This is a genomic window from Cyclobacterium xiamenense, assembly GCF_009467825.1.
GTDB lineage: Bacteria > Bacteroidota > Bacteroidia > Cytophagales > Cyclobacteriaceae > Cyclobacterium > Cyclobacterium xiamenense.
The window spans coordinates 39,848-58,714 of record NZ_WIOK01000028.1 but is presented as its reverse complement, the minus strand read 5'-3'; the positions used below and the strand labels follow the sequence as shown (position 1 = coordinate 58,714).

Sequence of the window (18,867 nt, the reverse complement as noted above, 5' to 3'; positions counted from 1 at the left end):
TTCTTAGATTTAAAAAAATATTCTTTAAATAACATAAAATGCATTTCAAAATAATCATCGCGTGGATCCTTTTTTTTGCAGGCGGGAATGCAGCCTTTGCAAGCGCTAAACTGGCAAAAGATTCTATCCAGCGGGAAACGACCGCAAAAGAAGCATCCTGGAGCATTCTCAACAAAGGTGCTGGAAGCAATAACTCCATGGACCTATTGGCCCGGCTAGACCGAGACGTGCTGAGCGAAAATCCCGAAATGGTTTTTATCATGGTAGGCATGCACGACATGATCAACTTGCATAAATTTTTGGATTATGGAACCTTCAGAAAATCCTACCAACAGCTCATCACACGACTTAAAAATGCCGGAATCGAGACCGTCTTACTTAACCTCACGCCGGTCGATACCAATGCCATTTCCAGCCGGTATGAACTTTCCTTTTTTGACGCCCCACCGCTTACGAAAATCCGAACAGCTAATGACATTATTGCCGATTTGGCCAGGCAAAACGGGTTACCCCTGATCGATCTTTACCAGAAGTTTATCGAACGGGAATCTCCCAATCCGGGAAAAAGCTCACTCATCATGAATGTGGCAAATTCCGGAATACCGGATGGCGTCCATCCTACCAGCGCGGGCAACCGTCTCATCGCCGAACAGATTTTTAACTTCCTCGTCGCCACGGGAAAAATAGCCAACAAAAAGCGCCTGGTTTTCTTTGGCGATAGCATTACTTTTGGTCAGGGCGTGGAAGGGAGTGGCACCAGCCAGGGACAGACCTTCCCAGCCTACCTAAAAAAAATGATTCAATGGGATGAATTGGCGCCCTATTTTTCCATTCCCTACGAGTACGAGGAGCTGGAAGGTGATTTTTCTGATCCCTTTGTTTTCAACGATGGCAGCTCCGTTGAGGACCTGGCCGACTGGAAGGAACGTAGAAAAGAAATTCGGGACAAATGGCATGGGATGATGGGGAAATGGCCCGCCATGATTACCAATCCCACCTTTGAAGTATTGGAAACCGAAAATACCGAAGACTATGTGCAACGGAAAGTTCGGTTCGAATGGGTACCTGGACAGCTGACCGAAGGGTACCTGTTGCTTCCCTACGGAGCCAAAAACAACCCTGCAGTGGTCACGGTGTACTACGAACCCGAAACGGCTATCGGGAAGGGAAAACCAAACCGTGACTTCGCCGCACAGCTTGCAAAAAGGGGATTTGTTACCCTTTCTCTGGGAACCACGGAAACTACCGAAAACGAAACGTATTCCCTGTACTACCCGCACATCGACAGCGCCAGCGTGCAGCCATTGTCCCTTTTGGCCTACGCTGCGGGCAATGCCTGGCACCTGCTCGCACAGATGCCCGAGGTGGATGAAAAGCGAATCGGCATCACCGGGCATTCCTATGGAGGAAAGTGGGCCATGTTTGCCTCCTGCCTTTTTGAAAACTTCGCAGCGGCTGCCTGGTCCGATCCGGGGATAGTTTTTGAGGAAGACAAACCAAGCGTCAACTACTGGGAACCCTGGTACCTCGGATACCATCCCAAACCCTGGCGGGAACGGGGTATTCCTACGGAAGAAAATCCTGCGAGGGGCTTGTATACCAAACTTCTGGAAGCCGATATGAACCTGCACGAGTTGCACGTGCTGATGGCACCCAGACCATTTCTGGTGTCTGGTGGCTCGGAGGATCCGGAAAACCGATGGGTACCGCTGAATTACAGCTTGCGGGCGAATGGTTTTTATGAAACCGAAAACCGGGTAGGCATGAGCAACCGTCCCACGCATGCACCTACCCCTGAATCCAACGAAATAATCTATTCATTTTTTGAGTATTACCTCGTGCCCTAAGACGCGTGCATGAATCGATCCAGGTTTTCCCTGACAAAGCGGTCGTCGGTTAGCCAGGGATAATCCGCACACACGCGGTTGATTTCCTCCAATTGTCCCGGAGAGAGTTGCTCCTCCGGGTTGAGACACCAGGTTCCCTGCAGCAAGCCTTGCCTGCGCAACACTTCATGTATGCCCGATATACAGCCCTTAAACTGGTGACTGGGATCAAAAATCGCTGCATTGGCGTCAGTAATTTGGACACCCTGAGTAAGTAGCGCTCCCATGCCGTTTCCGTCGTTTTTTAGGCAATGTTTAATTTTTTTCAACAAGTTTACCGCTTCGGACGTCCACACCGCCCAATGCCCGAGCAATCCGCCAACGATTCGTTTTGATACCTGCTGCCCATGAACCAAAAGCGTGAACGTGGTCAGTAGGTCCGCGACAATGTTGTCATCATTCCCGGTATAGAGCGCGATTTGCTCCGGACGTCCGGATGCACAAACGGCCCGAACCACGTCCAATGTCTGGTACCGGTTAAACGGCGCCATTTTTATGGCCTTTACATGGGGGATTTGCGCAAAATCCCTCCAAAAATCATAGCTCAGCAGCCTGCCACCGGCAGAGGGTTGCAGGTAGAAACCAAAAAGAGGAATAAGCTCTGCCACCTTTTCGGCTCGCTTGATTAATTTTTTTTCGGACCAATCTCCCAATCCTCCGGCACTGAGGAGGCCCATGTCGTAGCCCAGGTCTCGGGCCAGCGAAGCTTCCTGCAGCGCTTGCTCGGTTCCCCCCACGATGCCTGCTACTTTAAGAAAAGGCCGGTGTAGGGCGGCTTGCTCCACCTCTTCCATGGCCATTTTCAAAACCGGTCGTAACAAGCCGTATTTTTTATCGCGAATTTCAAATTGTGTGCTATGTACGCCGACAGCAATTCCTCCTGCCCCGGAAGCGATGTAGTAGCGGGTCAGTGCCCGTTGGTGTGGTTCGTCCAGTTTTCGCTGTGCGGTTAAGGCAAGGGGATGCGCAGGAATAACCGTCCCCTCCTGCAGGTGTTTTTCTAGCAATGCATTCATCTGATACCGTTGTTCATTAAAATTTTCCTTCTCGTTCCTGAAAATGGGTGGGTTTGTCCAGCGTCGGTCCGCCGCTTAGAATCCATTCGGCTGTCAATTCAATCATCTCAAGCAGGGAAACACGCGGGTATCCAAACATCCGGTGACTGCGGGAAGCGTTGCTGAGCAGTGCAAACTGCTCCGGCTCGTTCACAAATTGGGGGCGGGTATTCATCAATTCGCCAAATTTTTCGGCCACCTGTTGAATGCTAACGGTCTCCGGTCCGGTCACGTTTAGCAATTTGGGTGGACAGCTCGTATGTAGCAGGGACCGGATGGCGACTTCGTTTGCATCTCCCTGCCAGATCACATTCATATGGCCCGTTCGCAGATCAATGGCTTTCCCTTCCTGCACCATTTTGCCAATTTCAAGAAGGTTGCCATACCGCATGTCGATCGCATAGTTCAACCGGTAAATGAGCATGGGTATCTGGTACCGATGGCTAAAGTACTGAAAAATCCGTTCCCGGCCCAAGCAAGATTGGGCATAATCTCCCAGTGGATCCGGTGGCGTATCTTCCGTCGCACCCCCGGAGGCACACGGCACAAAGGGGTAGACGTTACCGCTGGAAAAAACCACCATACGGGATTTTCGGAACTTTTCCGAGACCCTGCCGGGAAGGTACGCATTCATCGCCCAGGTGGTGGACGCGTCTGCAGAAGTACCGAATTTTTTTCCGGCGAGGTAAATCAGGTTTTCGGCAAACGGCAGGTCCTGCAAGGCCGCATCATCCAGCAGGTCTGCCTGAACGCAACGCACGCCTTCGTTTTCCAGTTCGTTTTTCATACGTTGGTCCGAAAAGCGCGATACGCCAATTACCTCCTTTTGGATACCAGCCTCCTGAATGGCCCGGACCAAGAGTCTTGCCAAACTTGGTCCCATTTTTCCGGCCACGCCCAGCAACAAAATATCTCCTTCGATCTTACCGATATCCTTCACCAATTCCCGGGAAGGCCTGCTTAGTTTTTCTTCGAGTTCTGCGATGGTTTTCATACATGTATCGTTTCCGTTAGTTTGACTGCACCCAGCGCTGTGGCAGCAAAGGGCCCACAATAGTGGTAAAATGAAGGAGATTTATTGAAGAAACAAAACGTAGGCGTTGCTAATCGCAAGCGTTAAAAGGACCAATAAACCCACCAACCCCAAGATCTGCGACCCAACTTTATTCTTCAAGCTTCCCATTATTTTTTTGTCGTTTCCAATCAGAAAGATTCCCAGGCCAATAAATGGAACCGCAAAAATGGTAATTCCCTGGGCAAATACGATCAGTTCGAGTGGCAATCTACCAAATATCAGTGCTACAGCGGCGCCGATTACCACAATCAACGTGATCAGGAGTTTCACCGGAATGCTATTGAGGTCCCTTCCCAGGGAAAGGGCATCTGCTAGCAAGGTACCCCCGATGGTGGCATTGCCCAACAAGGACGAAAAAGAGGCTCCAAATAAGCCGATCATGAATACCATGAAGGAAAACTTCCCATACACCGGCTCCAACGCCATGCCCATATCTGCAGCCGAGGCCACGGTAATTCCTTGCGGATATAAAATGGTGGCTGCACTCAAAAGGATCAGTGAAGAAATAAGGCCCAAAATTACAATCCCCGTAAAGCTCTCTCGCAGCGCATCTCCCTTCTGGGATTTCTTCCAGCCCTTTTCCTGAACCAGGTACGATTGATAGAAAGCACCCGCTATGGAAAAACTCGACGCCACCAGCGCAATCACCAATATAAAGGATCCAGTAGGGATCGTTGGATCCAATCCGGAGTATACATCGGCAAAAGAAGGAGGCGCCAAAACCAGGGTAAACAGAAACGAGACCACCATGATGGTCACCATCAAAATCATGACCTTCTCCAGAATTCGGTAAAAGGACTTGAAAAAAAGTAACGAGATGGCTAGTAGTGAAATAAGTACGATCCAAACCGCATTGGAACTACCCAGTGATTCCGAAAGCGCCAGGCCCGCCCCTACTGTATTTCCTGCCTGAAAAGAGGCCGTTACAAAGAAAATTCCCAAGCCGGCAACCCAGGCGGCCAGATTGCCCCATTTCTGGCGGAATAATCCGATCAGCGAATCAGCAGAGGCCATGCCGATCCTGGCGCCCATTCCGGTAAATGTGATCATCAACACCACCGCAACCACGATGACCCACAACAGCTCAAATCCGTATACCGCCCCCAATTTGGAAGTGATGGTCAGGCTGCCCGGTCCGAATACCAGGGCGGCAGTAATCAGGCCTGGCCCCAACGATTTTAACCATCGGGCTAACACGAGGCGAGGACCGGTTTTGCAGAAGTCAATAGGAGGAAAATCCGCATGGATGGATCAAAAATGTTTCCTGTTGAAAATTTCCGTCAAAATAACGGCATCCCGGGCTGAAGAGGTGTTTTTAAGTAACCTGGCGTATTTGCTGGTTCCGGGAAATTCCTCCGCCACATCTACGACTTCGCCAAGGATCTTTTTACCATCTTCCAGGTCTACCTGGTCATCCAACTTCACCAAAGGTTGTTTGATGTCCCTGTACGGGTTTTTGTAAGCGCCCTCCGCCTCTTGCTGTTGTGCGACGTATGTTGCTTCCCTTTGCTCCGCGACTTCGGTGGCAGAAGAAGCGGTTTTTACTGGTTCAGGTTCGGATGTACCCTCCAAATCCCGTTCTCTTTGCCCCTGTTCGTTTCTGATTTCACGCAATAAGTCTTCAAAGCTGGTTTTTTTCTGGGGTGGGCCTTCGGTTTTTTCGGGGTTTGCCTCCGGGCTGCCCGGTTTCTTCTGTATGAACGAAGTATAGATGAAATAAATGACGATGGCAATGATGTAAAATATAGTACCTGAATCCATAGGTTTTCACTTTCTTCAAAGGTTGAATGTACAAAATATATTCGTTTCCCGGTACTATTTTTTAATGGGAAGCTCCTTTTATGAAGAAGCCACGTCGAAAGGTTCCCCGTATCAGGCTGATCTGCCAGGGAAGCGCTCAGCCGTGGGCAGCCCTATGGACCCGTTCAAACCCGTCATTAATGGGGTGATTCTATGATTTTAATCAGTTTTTGAAAGTAAAGTACTAATTTTCATAAATATAGTAATAGTTTTTTCGTATATTCCTACTACAAAAAAATGCTACTTTAAGAAGTTATAAACCCTCCACTGCAATGAAAACAGAAAGTCAAACCCCATCCCGGCTTGAGATGAACCTTGCTTTTCCGGATCTCTTGGTCAAAACCCATCATGGAAACGTTCATCTCCGATCCCTCATACAGAACAAGCGCGTCATTGTCGTTACCAATCCTTCTGACATGATCCCTATTACGAAGGAAAATCGGAAAGAATTGGTACAGTCACTAAAAAAAATTAAAAAACTGAATTTTCACCTCATCGGATTCAATAGAAATACGTTCGACGAGCATCTACGCGCTATCAACTGGATCAATTCCTATTTGACTGACGATTTGGTCTTCCCGGTGTTCTACCAGCCTAAAAACGATGTGAAAACCTGTCTTGAAAGGGATTTAGGTAAGGAAATAACGCTACGGAACCCGGTTTACTTCCTTGACAAAACCGGATGCACCCGGGTAGTTCTGGAAGGCTTTCGGGCCACAAACGATACGTTGGACCGTATTGTTGAGCAAGCCTCCCGACTGGTGCTGTCCGAACAGCCATTGCAACTTGGTCAATCGCTAAGGGACAATTAATCCCTTGGCGATCGAGCACCTGGCTGAGTCAGTTTTCCATGCTGATTTTAGCCAGTTCGGACTGCTGCAATACGTGCTCTTTCCGTTTGTGGAGATCCAATTTTTTCGTCTCGGACGGAATCGCTTCCGTTTCCGGAGTTTCTTTGTATTTTTTGATGCAGGCCTCTATTTCTGCTCCGGATTCGATTTTGATTTTGTTCGTTAGTACCGTACCGTGGACAACTCCTGTTTCTCCAATAACGGTGATGTCCGTGGCGATGACCTCTCCGACCACTTCTCCCATAATCGATACCTGGCTTCCTTTCACATTACCGATAACCTGCCCGGTTTTGCCAATAATGATGCGTTTGGTAGTTGTCAGGTTTCCCTGGATAATCCCCTCTACCCGCACGTCGTTGTTGGAATCTATGTCACCATTCATCCTGAATCCGGGAGCAAAAAAAGAAGTTGTACTTGGCTCAGCCATAGACTGGCTTGATTTTTTTTCTGAGGTCCACATGGTTTAATTTTTTAATTTGATAAACAGTAAATCCGAAATCCATCGAGATACAGGTTTAAATATTACAAGTATCTCTTTCAATTGTATAAACATAGAGATAAAAAAAACATGGTGCAACAAAAATTTTTACAAAGCATTTAAAAGTAATTAAAGTAATTATTTCCGTATATATTACCGTTAATTAATTTATCGGCACAATTTACGATTATTAATTTTTTAATTATAACGCGTCGGATTAGATCCATTGATTTAAATTAGCATTTTTTAATGATTTTATTTTACCAAACCAATAGTTCAAGATTGAAAGACAAATTAGGTCAAACCAACGGCATTTAACTAGAATTCAACTACTTTTTGGAGCTTCGAATTCAGAAAGATAGCGTGGTAGATTCCGCCTTGGATCAACTCTATTTAATCCCATTTGAACGACAAAAAACGATGGATTTACCGACCTGATCTCAATTTATTGGATAAGAAGGAATAGGTTTTTTACTACTAAATATTCCAAATATTTTATTAAATAAGTATCGGGTTAGTTTTATGAATCTGTACCTTATTTTTTTAATTTCCGTTTTGATTATCTTGATTTAAGTGATAAATTCGAATGACAGAGATTTAACGGACATTCCGATAAATTTCCAGGTCAACTAAACTAAGCTAGGGAATGAAACAAAAACTTGAAACGATCATCGTGGATGATGATATTTTGACCTTGCATTACATCAAAAAGATTGTCAAGACCTCTCCCATAGGTGGGCCCATCCACACATCAGAAAACGGCAAACTTGCCTTCGATGTACTGGAGAGTAGAAATGCGGATTTTGATAGCATTTTGGTTTTTCTGGACATCAACATGCCTGTAATGGATGGATGGTCTTTTTTGGAAATGCTTCAGGAGAAGGACTATAAAGACAAAATACAAGTAGTCATGGTGACCTCTTCTACCGACCCGGCAGACAAGGCAAAGTCAAACAAATATCCGCAAGTGATTGGGTATCTGGAAAAGCCGGTTTATCCACAAGTTTTTACAGAGATATACGACTTATTTGATAAAAACATTGTCCTGACAAAAAATAAAAAAAACCTCAATTAATGGATTAAGCTCCTGTCACTACAGGTCCAGCCAGTCTACCGAAGGGAAGACTGGCTTTTTTGATGCATAACAAACCCGGTCTTCCTTGCTATTTGGTTCGTTTGGGTTAAATTTGTTTGGCATAAACTCTAGCTACATGCAGCTTTCCAAATTAGAAATCAGGGGATTCAAAAGTTTCGGTGACAAGGTACTGATTCATTTCGACAAGGGCATTACCGGGATCGTAGGGCCCAATGGCTGCGGTAAATCCAATGTGGTAGATGCGATCCGCTGGGTATTGGGGGAGCAGAAAACGCGGATGCTCCGCTCAGACAAAATGGAGAATGTCATTTTTAACGGGACAAAAAACCGGAAACCGCTAAACATGGCAGAGGTCTCCCTTACTTTTGAAAATACAAAAAACCTTCTTCCAACCGAATATACCCATGTGACCATTACCCGGAGGTACTACCGATCCGGGGATAGCGAGTACCTGTTAAATGGGATCACGTGTAGGCTAAAGGACATCACCAACCTGTTTATGGATACAGGTATCAATTCGAACAGTTATGCCATCATCGAGTTGAAGATGATCGACGAGCTTCTCAATGACAAGAACAATTCCCGAAGGGAATTATTCGAAGAGGCAGCCGGCATATCCAAATTCAAAACCCGTAAAAAAGAAACGCTTCGCAAACTGGAAGACACCGATGCCGACCTGGACCGGGTGGAAGATTTACTGTATGAAATAGATAAAAACCTGAAGTCACTGGAGAAACAGGCCCGGCAGGCGGCGCGTTACTTTGAAATAAAAAAAGCATATAAGGCCTCCAGTATTGCACTGGCTAAGAAAGGCGTTTTGCAGCACCGCGATAACCTAATCGGACTGAACCGGAAACTCGAAGAGGAGAGCGATCATAAAATTCAGTTGAATGTGGCCATGGGCGCCAAAGAAGCCGCTCTCGAACGTTTGAAAGCTGACATGGTCAACAAAGAGAAATTGTTAGCAAGTAGGCAAAAAACGTTAAATGAGCACGTGCTGAAAATTCGGCAATTTGAAAGTGATAAAAAAATTAAAAACGAACGGCTGCGCTTCCTTCAGGACAAATCCCAGGAATTACGGGCACAAATCGACGAAGATAAAAAGAGTAACGAACGGGCTGGCTTCAGCATACGCTCCCTGGAACAGGAAAAGACAATTGCCGAAAAACTAATTGCCGAGAAGGAGCAACTGGTACAGGAGCTGAAAACAGTGTACGAGGACAAAAAGACCCAACATGGCGCTGCGCAGGAAAAGCAAAAGCAGTTGCAAACGACGTATGCCAGCAAACGAGACGCCGTCTACCAGCTTTCTAAAAGCCAGGAGATCAAACAAATTCAAGTATCTACCCTAAAACAGGAACTGGAAAAGACCGCTACGGATGACAGCAGTCAGGTGGAGAGTCTGGCCGGGTTTAAGGAAAAATTGGAACAAATCCAGGAACGTCTGGAGGTAGAAAAACGAGAGCTGCTTCGCCTGAAGGCAGAAGAAGCCGACCACCAACAAAAACTAGAGCAGGCCACGCACACCCTGGAATTGATCCGGGAAGGGTTGACGCAGGTTAACCGGAAGCTGGATGCTAAAAACAACGAATTCCAGCTTACCAAATCACTGGTAGACAACCTGGAAGGATATCCGGAGGCCATCAAGTTTCTGAAAAAAAATAGCAAATGGGGAAAAAATACCCCCTTGCTCTCGGATGTATTGACCACCGACGAAAAATACCGGGTAACCATCGAAAACTTCCTGGAAAACTACATGAATTATTATGTGGTGGACAGCGAAAAAGAGGCGATCGATGCCGTTAAACTCTTGAGTGACGCGGGTAAGGGCAAGGCACATTTTTTTGTATTGGATCGGTTCGAGAAATTTCGCCCTACCCAGAATAAACTGTTTTCGGACGCGGTACCTGCCACCGAAATCATCGAATACGACAGCAAATATGCGCGACTGGTAGGCTACTTGCTAGACGATGTCTACATTTTCAAGGGAGACATCCACCAGGTACCCAAAACACAGGAGGCTATCTTTATCACCGAAAGCGGGAAGTTTATCGACCGGCGGTTTACCATTTCGGGCGGATCGGTCGGGCTCTTCGAAGGAAAAAGGATCGGTCGGGCTAAAAATCTCGAAAAACTGGAAAAAGAGATCAAGTCCCACCAAAAAACCATCACGGAGATAAAAGCCAATCTGGACAGAAAATCTGCCGACCTTTCTGCGCTGAAAGCCATCACCTTCAAAACGGAACTGGAAGAACAGCAGTCCGTGGTCAACGAGCTAAACCAGGAGCTCGTCTCTGTTCGTACAAAGAAAGAACAACTGGCAGAAATGCTGACGTCGAATGCCGACAAGAAGGAGGATATCCAGGAAAAAATCCAGCAGCTGACAGAAGAACTGGACGCAATAGGCCCACTTTTGGGCACAGAAAAGGAGGCATTCGCATCCTTGGAGGCGGACATTCGCGAGGTTAACGAGCAGTTGCAGGAGGCATCCGATGAGCTTTCCCGCCGGTCTTCGGAATACAACGAGCAAAACATACAATTCCACCAACAGCTGAATAAGTTGCAGAGCATTGAGCAGGAAATTGGGTTCAAGCAAAGTACCTTCCAGAATAGCCGTGAGCGCATCGAAAAAGCACAGCGGGAACTTACCCAGACGGATCTGGAAATAAAATCCCTGATTGACAATAACGAAATAAAGGATGACGAACTGATCGAGCTCTACACCGAGAAAGAGCAGATTGAGTTGGGGGTCAGTGAGGCAGAGAAGGGCTATTATGCGCTTCGGGGAGAAATCGACCAGGCCGAAAAAGCCATCCGCGAAATCCAGCAAAAAAAAGAGCAGGTAGACGCCCTGATCATGGAATTCAGACAGGCGGCCAATGAAATCAACCTCAAATTAAATGGATTGAAGGAACGCCTCAGTGTAGAATTCGAACTCGATTTGGATCAGCTAATTCAGGAAGACCCCGAAGAATCGGAAGCTTTTGCTACCAAAGACGAAGCCAGTCTTCGGGAAGAGGTACAACAAGCAAAAAACAAGCTGGAAAAAATGGGCCCCATTAACCCCATGGCAATGGAAGCATTTGACGAGATCAAAAAGCGGCATGAATTCATTACCGAACAGAAAGAAGATTTGCTAAAAGCAAAAGAATCGCTCATTACGACCATTAACGAAATTGATCAGGTAGCGAAAGAAACCTTCCTGGATGCTTTTGAAAAAATTAAGGGGAATTTTATCAAGGTATTTCGTTCGCTCTTCACAGAAGAGGATGACTGTGACCTAAAACTAACCGATCCGGACATGCCCTTGGAAAGCAGCATCGAAATCATCGCCAAGCCAAAAGGAAAACGGCCCTTATCCATCAACCAACTATCCGGAGGAGAGAAAACGCTTACAGCCACCTCCCTGCTCTTTTCCATTTACCTGCTAAAACCAGCCCCCTTTTGCATATTTGATGAGGTAGATGCACCCCTGGACGATGCCAATATCGATAAGTTTAACCAGATCATTCAGACCTTTTCCAACGAATCCCAATTCATCATCGTTACCCACAACAAACGCACCATGGCAAGTACGGATATCATCTACGGTATAACCATGATCGAAGCCGGTGTGTCGCGGGTGGTACCCGTAGATTTGAGGGAATTGGTGGAGGAGGAAGGCGGGGAAACCCCCTAAAAAAAAGCCGGACCAGCGTACGTATGTACTTCCGGTCCGGCCTGCTTCCCTGCAAGTGGATTGTTTCTAATTGGGTAGCTTGTCGGCGAATTTTCCGTACACCCAGGTACCGGCAATGGCACTAAGCAGGGTTACGACAATTACCGAGTAGCCAAATCCTATCTGGGCAAACAAGGGCCCTGGACAGGCACCGGTAAGTGCCCAACCCAGGCCAAAAATAAAACCTCCAATAACCTGTCCCTTCCGAAATTCCTTATTGGCAATTTTTATGGGTTCTCCAGCCAGGGTCTTTATTCCCAACCGCTTGATTACCTGTATGGATAGTACCCCCACCAGGATAGCCGAGCCAATTACCCCGTACATGAAGAAGGATTGCAGCCGAAACATCTCTTGAATCCGAAACCAGGAGATTACCTCTGCCTTTACAAATACAATTCCGAATAAAATGCCCACAATCAGGTATTTCAACAGCTTCCAGCCTGATTCCTGGTCCTTCCGCATGTTCGGTGCTTCGCATTCTACGGGGTTGCTTTCAATTATCTCTTTAACTTTCATTGTCTGTTTTGTTTGAAATGATGTCTTTTGTTACCCTGCGCTATTAAAGCCCGACCCATTGCATGATATAGGGCAAAATCAGGTGGGTCATTGCAAACCCGCCAAGCATGAAAAACATAGTCGCTACCATGGAAGGCCATTGTAGGTTACTTATCCCCATTATGGCATGCCCGGAAGTACATCCACCGGCGTACCGGGTTCCGAATCCTACCAGAAATCCCCCTATAACAAAGAAGAAAAGACCCTTCAACGTAAATAAATTACTCCAGGAAAAGATATCTGCCGGTAAAAGGCTTCTAAAATCTGTGATCCCCAATTGGGCCAAATCCTGCTGGGTACTCTCCGCTACCACAATTGCCTCCGGATTGGACAGGAAAAGCGAAGCTATTCCTCCTCCCAAAAACACCCCCAAAACGAACACCAGATTCCAGTTTTCCTTTTTCCAATCGTACTGGAAAAAAGGAATTTTTGCCGGAATACAGGCTGCGCATGCATGCCGCAGTGAAGAAGATATCCCAAAGGACTTATTCCCAATAATCAATAAAACCGGTACGGTAAGTCCTATCAAAGGGCCCGCCACATACCAAGGCCAGGGCTGCTTGATCCATTCAATCATTTGTTCCATTTTTCTATCGTTTTTTCTTTTTTGTTAAAATCTATAATCGAGAATTACATTAATGTTCCATAAGTCCACCCGATTAATTCTACTAGCTTCTGCTACACGTTCCGGGGCAGTCGCTGTCTTGTTTACCAGCAGAAATTTTACGTCCATTCCCTCCAGGTATCCTTTAAGGGGAAAATCCAGCCCCGCTGAGACATGAAAGTAGGAGGGAACGCCGTATTTATTCATTCGGTAGTCGTTTGTCTCCGGTGCGGCTACCCTGCTCAGGCCCAAATTCCCACGAAAAGGTTTATCTTCTGGAAACCAATCGTATTTTAACGCCAAGGCTGTCAAACCTCCGTTTCCTTCAAATCGTTCGCGCGGAAGACTGGCATAAAACTGCTCTCGCCCCCATTCTCTGGGAAACAAGAACCTTCCACTCGCTGCGATTCGCAATACGTTTACCGACACTCCCTGCTGCCTGTCGGAAATACCCAGTTTCATGCCGAAGCCGTGGCTACGTTCTCCTGGGAGCATGTAGGCTTTTGCCGGATCACCATTCCCTCCCGCTTCGAGAGCGGTTTGGTAAAACCCCTGCAGGCCCAGGTCAAGGTTCAGTTTACCCCGCGGAAGGGTCTTATCCCATTGCGCAAATTGCAACCCAAACACATTTTCTGCGAAATAACTCCAGAGTTTCAGGCGTCCTAGCTTTTCACTGCTGTTTGAAATACCCAGCAAACCAATGCCCTTTGATTCGATATTCCCCTTGTATTTCGATGCTTCCCCCCACACGTTTCTACCAAACGGATATACACCAAAGGATTCTCCGACGCCGTACCAATCCACGGTACCTCTCATGGTAACGTGATCAAACCAGGCCAGGGTATACTTCCATTTGCCCGGGTTATACCGCAGCGTTAATCCGCTGAAGATGTTCGGTCGCATTCGGTTGTCCTGCTCGTTAAGCAAAGGAGTCGTTATTTTCTGCCGTCCGAAGGTGAAACTTATATCTCCATTCAGATAACTCAGGTACAAGTCTTCGAGCCGGTCCAGATCCTTGGTGTTTTCAAAATCGTTCATGTCATACAACAGAATTTCGTACCGGTTTAGATTCCCGGTGAGGGGATCCGCTAACTGCAAATTTTGCGCATACATCTGAAAGACGAAGAAACCACTGAACCCTACATGAAATCCTTTAAAGGACGGACTGTAATAGCCCATACCGGCACCCAATGCCCAGGTAGAATAGTCTGTTAAATCCCCCTTGTTGATCGTTTGCATGTAAACGCTCCGCACATGAAAGTCAAATTCCCCACTTTTTACAAAGGAGGCCAGATTCCGCTTTTCGGAATCCCTTGCAACGGTATCCGTTACTTCCTGCCCACGGGCAGCATTTCCGAACAAAAGGAACGTCGCTGCCACAAAACCAACTGTAAACCAATTCATTTTTTTTCAGATTTTTTGTGACCCTTGTCACCTTTGGTGGCTTTCTACGAAAATGGCAGGGACCAGGTCCCTGCCATCACAACCAAAACATCAACCAAAAATGGGCTTACAATAAGGTGGTTGGGCAAACGTAGTCGCTGACCGGAAATTTTCCAGAGGCCTTGATCGCGTCAAAACCGCCTTGAATATCCACCAGATTGTCGTAGCCTCTCGCCTTCAACACCGAATTAAAGATCATGGAGCGATACCCTCCTGCACAATGCACATAGTACGTTTGGTCCTTTTTGATCATCGCCATGTTTTCATTGATGTAGTCGAGTGGTACATTCCCGGCACCTATTACATGTTCACTTTGGTGCTCGCTGGCTTTCCTCACATCCAGCACATTCAGGGCTGGATTTGCTGATTTCAACTCGGCCAACTCCTCCACAGAAACCACCGGAATACGATCGGTGTCGTTTCCTGCTTCCTGCCAGGCTGCGAAACCGCCTTTGAGGTAACCCAGTGCATGATCGTATCCCACACGAGCCAATCGCGTGATCACCTCTTCTTCTCTTCCTTCGTCTGCTACCACCAGAATTTCTTGCTTCACATCCGGTATCAGGGTACCTACCCATACGGCAAAACTTCCGTCGATTCCGATATTTATCGAATTCGGAATAAATCCCTTCGCAAAAACCTCGGGGGCACGGGTATCCAGTACTACCGCACCCGTTTCATTGGCAGCCGCTTCAAACGCCGCTGGCGACAAAGCCTGCTGTCCCCTATCCAGTACCTCATCAATGCTATCATACCCCTGGATATTCATCAACACGTTCTGCGGAAAATAGGCCGGAGGAGGCGTCAACCCCGTAAGAACTTCTTTGATGAAGGCTTCCTTGCTCATCTCCTGCAAGGCATAATTCGTTTTCTTTTGGTTTCCAAGGGTATCGCTCGTCTCCTTACTCATGTTTTTCCCACAAGCACTTCCCGCCCCGTGCGCAGGGTAAACGATCAGATGGTCGGCCAATGGCATGATCTTTTCCCGCAGGGAATCGTATAAATGAGCCGCAAGTTTTTCCTGGGTAAGGTCTTTGATCACCTTTTGTGCAAGGTCCGGTCTTCCTACATCGCCGATAAAGAGGGTATCACCTGTAAATAGCGCTACTTCTTTACCTGCTTCATCGGAAAGCAAGAAAACCGAGCTCTCCATGGTGTGGCCGGGTGTGTGAATCACCCGGATGGTGGCCCCTCCTACGCGAAATTCCTGATTGTCTTTGGCTACGATTGCGTCAAAACCCATTGGCATCTCGGTAGGACCGAAAACGATTTTAGCACCTGTTTTTGCCGATAAGTCCTGATGACCGGAAACAAAATCCGCATGAAAATGCGTCTCAAAGATGTATTTAATGGTAGCCCCATTTCGCTCTGCTTTCTCTATATAAGGCTGTACTTCCCGAAGCGGATCTACGATGGCTGCTTCACCATTGGATTCGATGTAATAGGCCCCTTGGGCAAGACAACCGGTATAAATTTGTTCTACTTTCATGGCATTTATAGATTAATGATGGATTATTCAAAGGTATGGGTGGTGCCCCAAGTACTGTATGACTTCGGTCACATAGGTGATTTAATAGGGCCAGGAAACAATGCCTCCCGCGAGGTTGTACACGTTTTCGAAACCCAATCCGGCCATGGTAGCACACGCATGGCCACTTCGGTTACCACTCCGGCAATACAGGTAGTATGCTTTGTCCTTTGGGAGATTTTGTACCTGTTTTTTGAAGTCGGGAGACATCATGTCCAGATTTCTGGCTCCAGCCAGTTTGCCGCCGTGAAATTCACCTGCGGTCCGAACATCAATTACTACTGCATTTTTTTGTTTCATGCCTTGATAAAATTCTTCGGCACTGAGATCGCTGTACGCTTTTGCTTTTTTATGGAATAAGTTAAACATCTTCTTCTTTTGTCAAATTACCTAACAAAAGTAGGGAAAGGGAAAGGGAGAAAAAGTAATTTTTGTCACATTGAAGCGAGGCGCAATCCAACTGAAACCGGAAATTGTTTCTAGCCTACCAACCACCTGCCTCACCCACGGTAGGGGGCGGGCACGCTGTGTTGGTTCGTCCTAGGTATGGGTGAATGGTTCGGTTACGATTCAGGCAAACGGCCTGCCTCTTGCAGGGAATCCGCCAGCCGCTTTACAAAAAAAGCTTCCAGGAGCCATATATGGCGCCGTACCAAAAAAGGCCTATCCGAATAGCCCGTGGGGACCGAAAGCGGATCGCTATTCGCCGGAAGGCAGGTACTCCTCCACCAAGGGCATCGACGGATCTTTCTCCGACACTTCGCCAAGAAATCGTTCTGCCAGTTTCATCTCTCCTTTTTTATAGTAGTAAATACCTTTATTGCGCAGCGCATACAGGTTGCGGCTGTTTTGCTTTAGGCTGAAATTGATGTCCTTCAAACCTTCCTCCAGATCACCCAGGTAAAGGCGGTATAAACCCCTGTTGTTGTAATAAAACGCCTGATCTTTTTCCAGCGATATGGCCTCCTCCACGCTATCCAACGCCTTTTGGTAGGCACCCTGCTCAAAATGAATCAGCGACTGCAGGTTGTAAATCATGCTGTGGCCCGGGTCCAGTCCCTCTGCCCGGGTTAAATCCTCGGTCGCCTTATCCCATTCGCCCAGGTGGTAATTTACGGTGGCCAGGTTGATATAAAGCTCCACGTTTTCTGGATTCAGCACGCGTGCCTGCTCGAACGCCTGTTTTGCTTCCTGATACCGCTTCAAAGCCGTAAGGCTAAGACCGCTTACAAAATGGGCTTGGGCATCTGCTTTGTTCTGCGCTACCAACGCATTGCTGCTCTCTAAGGCTTTGTAGTTTTCTCCAAAATCCAGATAAGCGATGACGCGTTGAAGCTGGGCGTCTCGGTAGGTTTCATCCAGTTCGATCGCCTTATCAAAATCAGCTATGGCTTCTGCATAGCGCAGCTGCCCGTGCTTGGCCAGTCCCCGATTATAATACGCTTCCTTAAAAAAAGGATCGATGGCCAGGGCCTCATCGTAATAGGAAATAGCCCCCTTGGTGTTCCCTTCCGCCATTTCATTGTTTCCTTTCAATAAGAACCTCCCCTTTTTGTCCGCCTCGGAGGCACAGGAGAGGGAAAGCATGGTGACTACCGTCAGAAAAAATGGCCAGTTAACGTTCATTTTTTTCACTTTTGAATACCGGTTTGATCTCTTCTTCTCCAAACAAATACGCAAAGGGTTTGGTGCTATTTTTCAATTCAAAAATCCGTTTTAAAATCGCAAGCGTCGGAATAATGAGAATCATCCCAATGACTCCCCAGATCGCCCCACCTATCAGCAAGCCTAAAAACGTTACCAGGGCATTCAAATTGACATTTCCTCCGACGATTTTCGGTGTAAGAAAATTACTTTCGATCAGCTGAATAACGGTAAACGTCATCACCACCATTAAGGGATAAATCAACCCGTCCATGGTCAGAAAAGCAAAAATAAAGGGAAGTATTGCGCCCAGAAATGGCCCCAGGTAAGGGATAATATTTAACAAGGCTGCAAAAAGCCCAAAAAAAACAGCGTGCTCGACCCCGATGCTGTATAACGCCACTGTATTGAGAACTGCTAAAATCCCCATCACCTTCACCATGCCAATGATGTAATATTGCACTACTTTTCGCAAGTCCCTTATCGTTGATTTGACATGCTCTTCTTCCTCTGATACAAAAAATTTGGCTATAAAATTTGCCAGGTGGTCCCGGTAGATAAGCATAAAAAATATAAAAACCGGCAATAGCACCACTCCCGAAAGCGAACCGATCGTCGAAAGTAAAAAATTAGAAACGGTTTCACTGTTTGATTCCAGTAACTCGTACAATTGGGTCTTATCGACACCGTTTTCAATGCCCAAATTGGCGCCAAAAACATCCGTTGCCATTTGGTCCAGATCGGCCAGGTATTGATTCAATCGCCCCGAAACATCCTCAAAATCCCTTGAAAAACTCCTGACCTGCAAGATTACCAGTAAGATCAATCCAACCAATACGGCAAGTGAAGTCAACAATGCCACTACTGCTGCCAATGGACGGGGAAATCGCTTGGTTTCCATCCAATTACAGGCCGGAATTAAAAGCATGGCGATGTATCCGCCAAGTATGATCGGAATCAGTAAGCTTCTGCCGATGATCAGAATGTAAATGATTACGATCAATAAAAGCAATATGGTAAGCGCTTTTAAATGGCCCGGCAGTTTTATTTTTGTCATAGAGCAAGAGGTTTGGAACAGTTATTGTACTAATCGTATACAAATTAGAAAATAATTTTTCATTAAAACCAATAGTC

16 protein-coding genes are annotated in these 18,867 nt (G+C 46.8%); 4 read left to right on the top strand and 12 right to left on the bottom strand.

Annotation, left to right across the window (positions count from 1 at the left end):
- Positions 1-38: 38 nt before the first annotated feature.
- A complete protein-coding gene (locus tag GCU44_RS18150; protein WP_154858368.1) occupies positions 39-1,847 on the top strand; it encodes an SGNH/GDSL hydrolase family protein in 1,809 nt (602 codons plus the stop codon).
- On the opposite strand, the gene GCU44_RS18145 is transcribed toward GCU44_RS18150, so the two are convergent.
- The 4 genes from GCU44_RS18145 to GCU44_RS18130 all read right to left on the bottom strand — a co-directional run bounded on the left by GCU44_RS18145 (position 1,844) and on the right by GCU44_RS18130 (position 5,777).
- Positions 1,844-2,902: a dihydrodipicolinate synthase family protein gene (locus GCU44_RS18145; RefSeq protein WP_154858366.1), complete on the bottom strand. Its 1,059-nt coding sequence runs from the start codon at positions 2,900-2,902 to the stop codon at positions 1,844-1,846. The two genes, GCU44_RS18150 and GCU44_RS18145, sit on opposite strands and share 4 nt — an antisense overlap.
- A gap of 16 nt (positions 2,903-2,918) precedes the next feature.
- Entirely contained in the window at positions 2,919-3,935 is a 1,017-nt protein-coding gene (locus GCU44_RS18140; RefSeq protein ID WP_154858364.1) for an NAD-dependent epimerase/dehydratase family protein, read from the bottom strand.
- A gap of 81 nt (positions 3,936-4,016) precedes the next feature.
- On the bottom strand, positions 4,017-5,213 hold the full coding sequence (locus GCU44_RS18135) for an Nramp family divalent metal transporter (protein ID WP_092178303.1): 1,197 nt from the start codon (positions 5,211-5,213) through the stop codon (positions 4,017-4,019).
- A gap of 54 nt (positions 5,214-5,267) precedes the next feature.
- The gene (locus tag GCU44_RS18130; RefSeq protein WP_154858362.1) at positions 5,268-5,777 is read right to left on the bottom strand and encodes a hypothetical protein; all 510 of its coding nucleotides are present in this window, start codon (positions 5,775-5,777) and stop codon (positions 5,268-5,270) included.
- Positions 5,778-6,088: 311 nt separating this feature from the next.
- Between GCU44_RS18130 and GCU44_RS18125 the strand changes: the two genes are divergently transcribed.
- Entirely contained in the window at positions 6,089-6,628 is a 540-nt protein-coding gene (locus tag GCU44_RS18125; RefSeq protein WP_154858360.1) for a redoxin domain-containing protein, read from the top strand.
- Positions 6,629-6,656: 28 nt separating this feature from the next.
- Here GCU44_RS18125 and GCU44_RS18120 read toward each other — a convergent pair whose 3' ends face one another.
- Positions 6,657-7,094, bottom strand: a complete 438-nt coding sequence (locus tag GCU44_RS18120; RefSeq protein WP_161993971.1) for a bactofilin family protein — start codon at positions 7,092-7,094, stop codon at positions 6,657-6,659.
- 697 nt (positions 7,095-7,791) lie between these two features.
- Here GCU44_RS18120 and GCU44_RS18115 point away from each other — a divergent pair.
- Positions 7,792-8,220, top strand: coding sequence for a response regulator (locus GCU44_RS18115; RefSeq protein WP_154858356.1), 429 nt, complete (start codon positions 7,792-7,794; stop codon positions 8,218-8,220).
- A gap of 136 nt (positions 8,221-8,356) precedes the next feature.
- A complete protein-coding gene (gene smc / locus GCU44_RS18110; protein WP_154858354.1) occupies positions 8,357-11,920 on the top strand; it encodes a chromosome segregation protein SMC in 3,564 nt (1,187 codons plus the stop codon).
- A 66-nt stretch (positions 11,921-11,986) separates the two neighbouring features.
- Here the strand turns inward: smc and GCU44_RS18105 are convergent, their stop codons facing one another.
- The 7 genes from GCU44_RS18105 to GCU44_RS18075 all read right to left on the bottom strand — a co-directional run bounded on the left by GCU44_RS18105 (position 11,987) and on the right by GCU44_RS18075 (position 18,790).
- Positions 11,987-12,475 (bottom strand): DUF6691 family protein, encoded by a 489-nt coding sequence (locus GCU44_RS18105; RefSeq protein WP_092178315.1) that lies wholly within the window; start codon positions 12,473-12,475, stop codon positions 11,987-11,989.
- Positions 12,476-12,518: 43 nt separating this feature from the next.
- A complete protein-coding gene (locus GCU44_RS18100) occupies positions 12,519-13,100 on the bottom strand; it encodes a YeeE/YedE family protein (protein WP_154858352.1) in 582 nt (193 codons plus the stop codon).
- A gap of 24 nt (positions 13,101-13,124) precedes the next feature.
- Entirely contained in the window at positions 13,125-14,522 is a 1,398-nt protein-coding gene (locus tag GCU44_RS18095) for a hypothetical protein (protein ID WP_154858350.1), read from the bottom strand.
- A 106-nt stretch (positions 14,523-14,628) separates the two neighbouring features.
- The gene (locus tag GCU44_RS18090) at positions 14,629-16,050 is read right to left on the bottom strand and encodes an MBL fold metallo-hydrolase (RefSeq protein ID WP_154858348.1); all 1,422 of its coding nucleotides are present in this window, start codon (positions 16,048-16,050) and stop codon (positions 14,629-14,631) included.
- An 81-nt stretch (positions 16,051-16,131) separates the two neighbouring features.
- Positions 16,132-16,458: a rhodanese-like domain-containing protein gene (locus GCU44_RS18085; protein ID WP_092178323.1), complete on the bottom strand. Its 327-nt coding sequence runs from the start codon at positions 16,456-16,458 to the stop codon at positions 16,132-16,134.
- Positions 16,459-16,788: 330 nt separating this feature from the next.
- A complete protein-coding gene (locus tag GCU44_RS18080) occupies positions 16,789-17,715 on the bottom strand; it encodes a tetratricopeptide repeat protein (protein ID WP_154858346.1) in 927 nt (308 codons plus the stop codon).
- Complete coding sequence (locus GCU44_RS18075) at positions 17,705-18,790, bottom strand: AI-2E family transporter (protein ID WP_154858344.1); 1,086 nt, start codon at positions 18,788-18,790, stop codon at positions 17,705-17,707. The genes GCU44_RS18080 and GCU44_RS18075 overlap by 11 nt, the downstream gene beginning before the upstream one ends.
- Between the last annotated feature and the right edge of the window lie 77 nt (positions 18,791-18,867).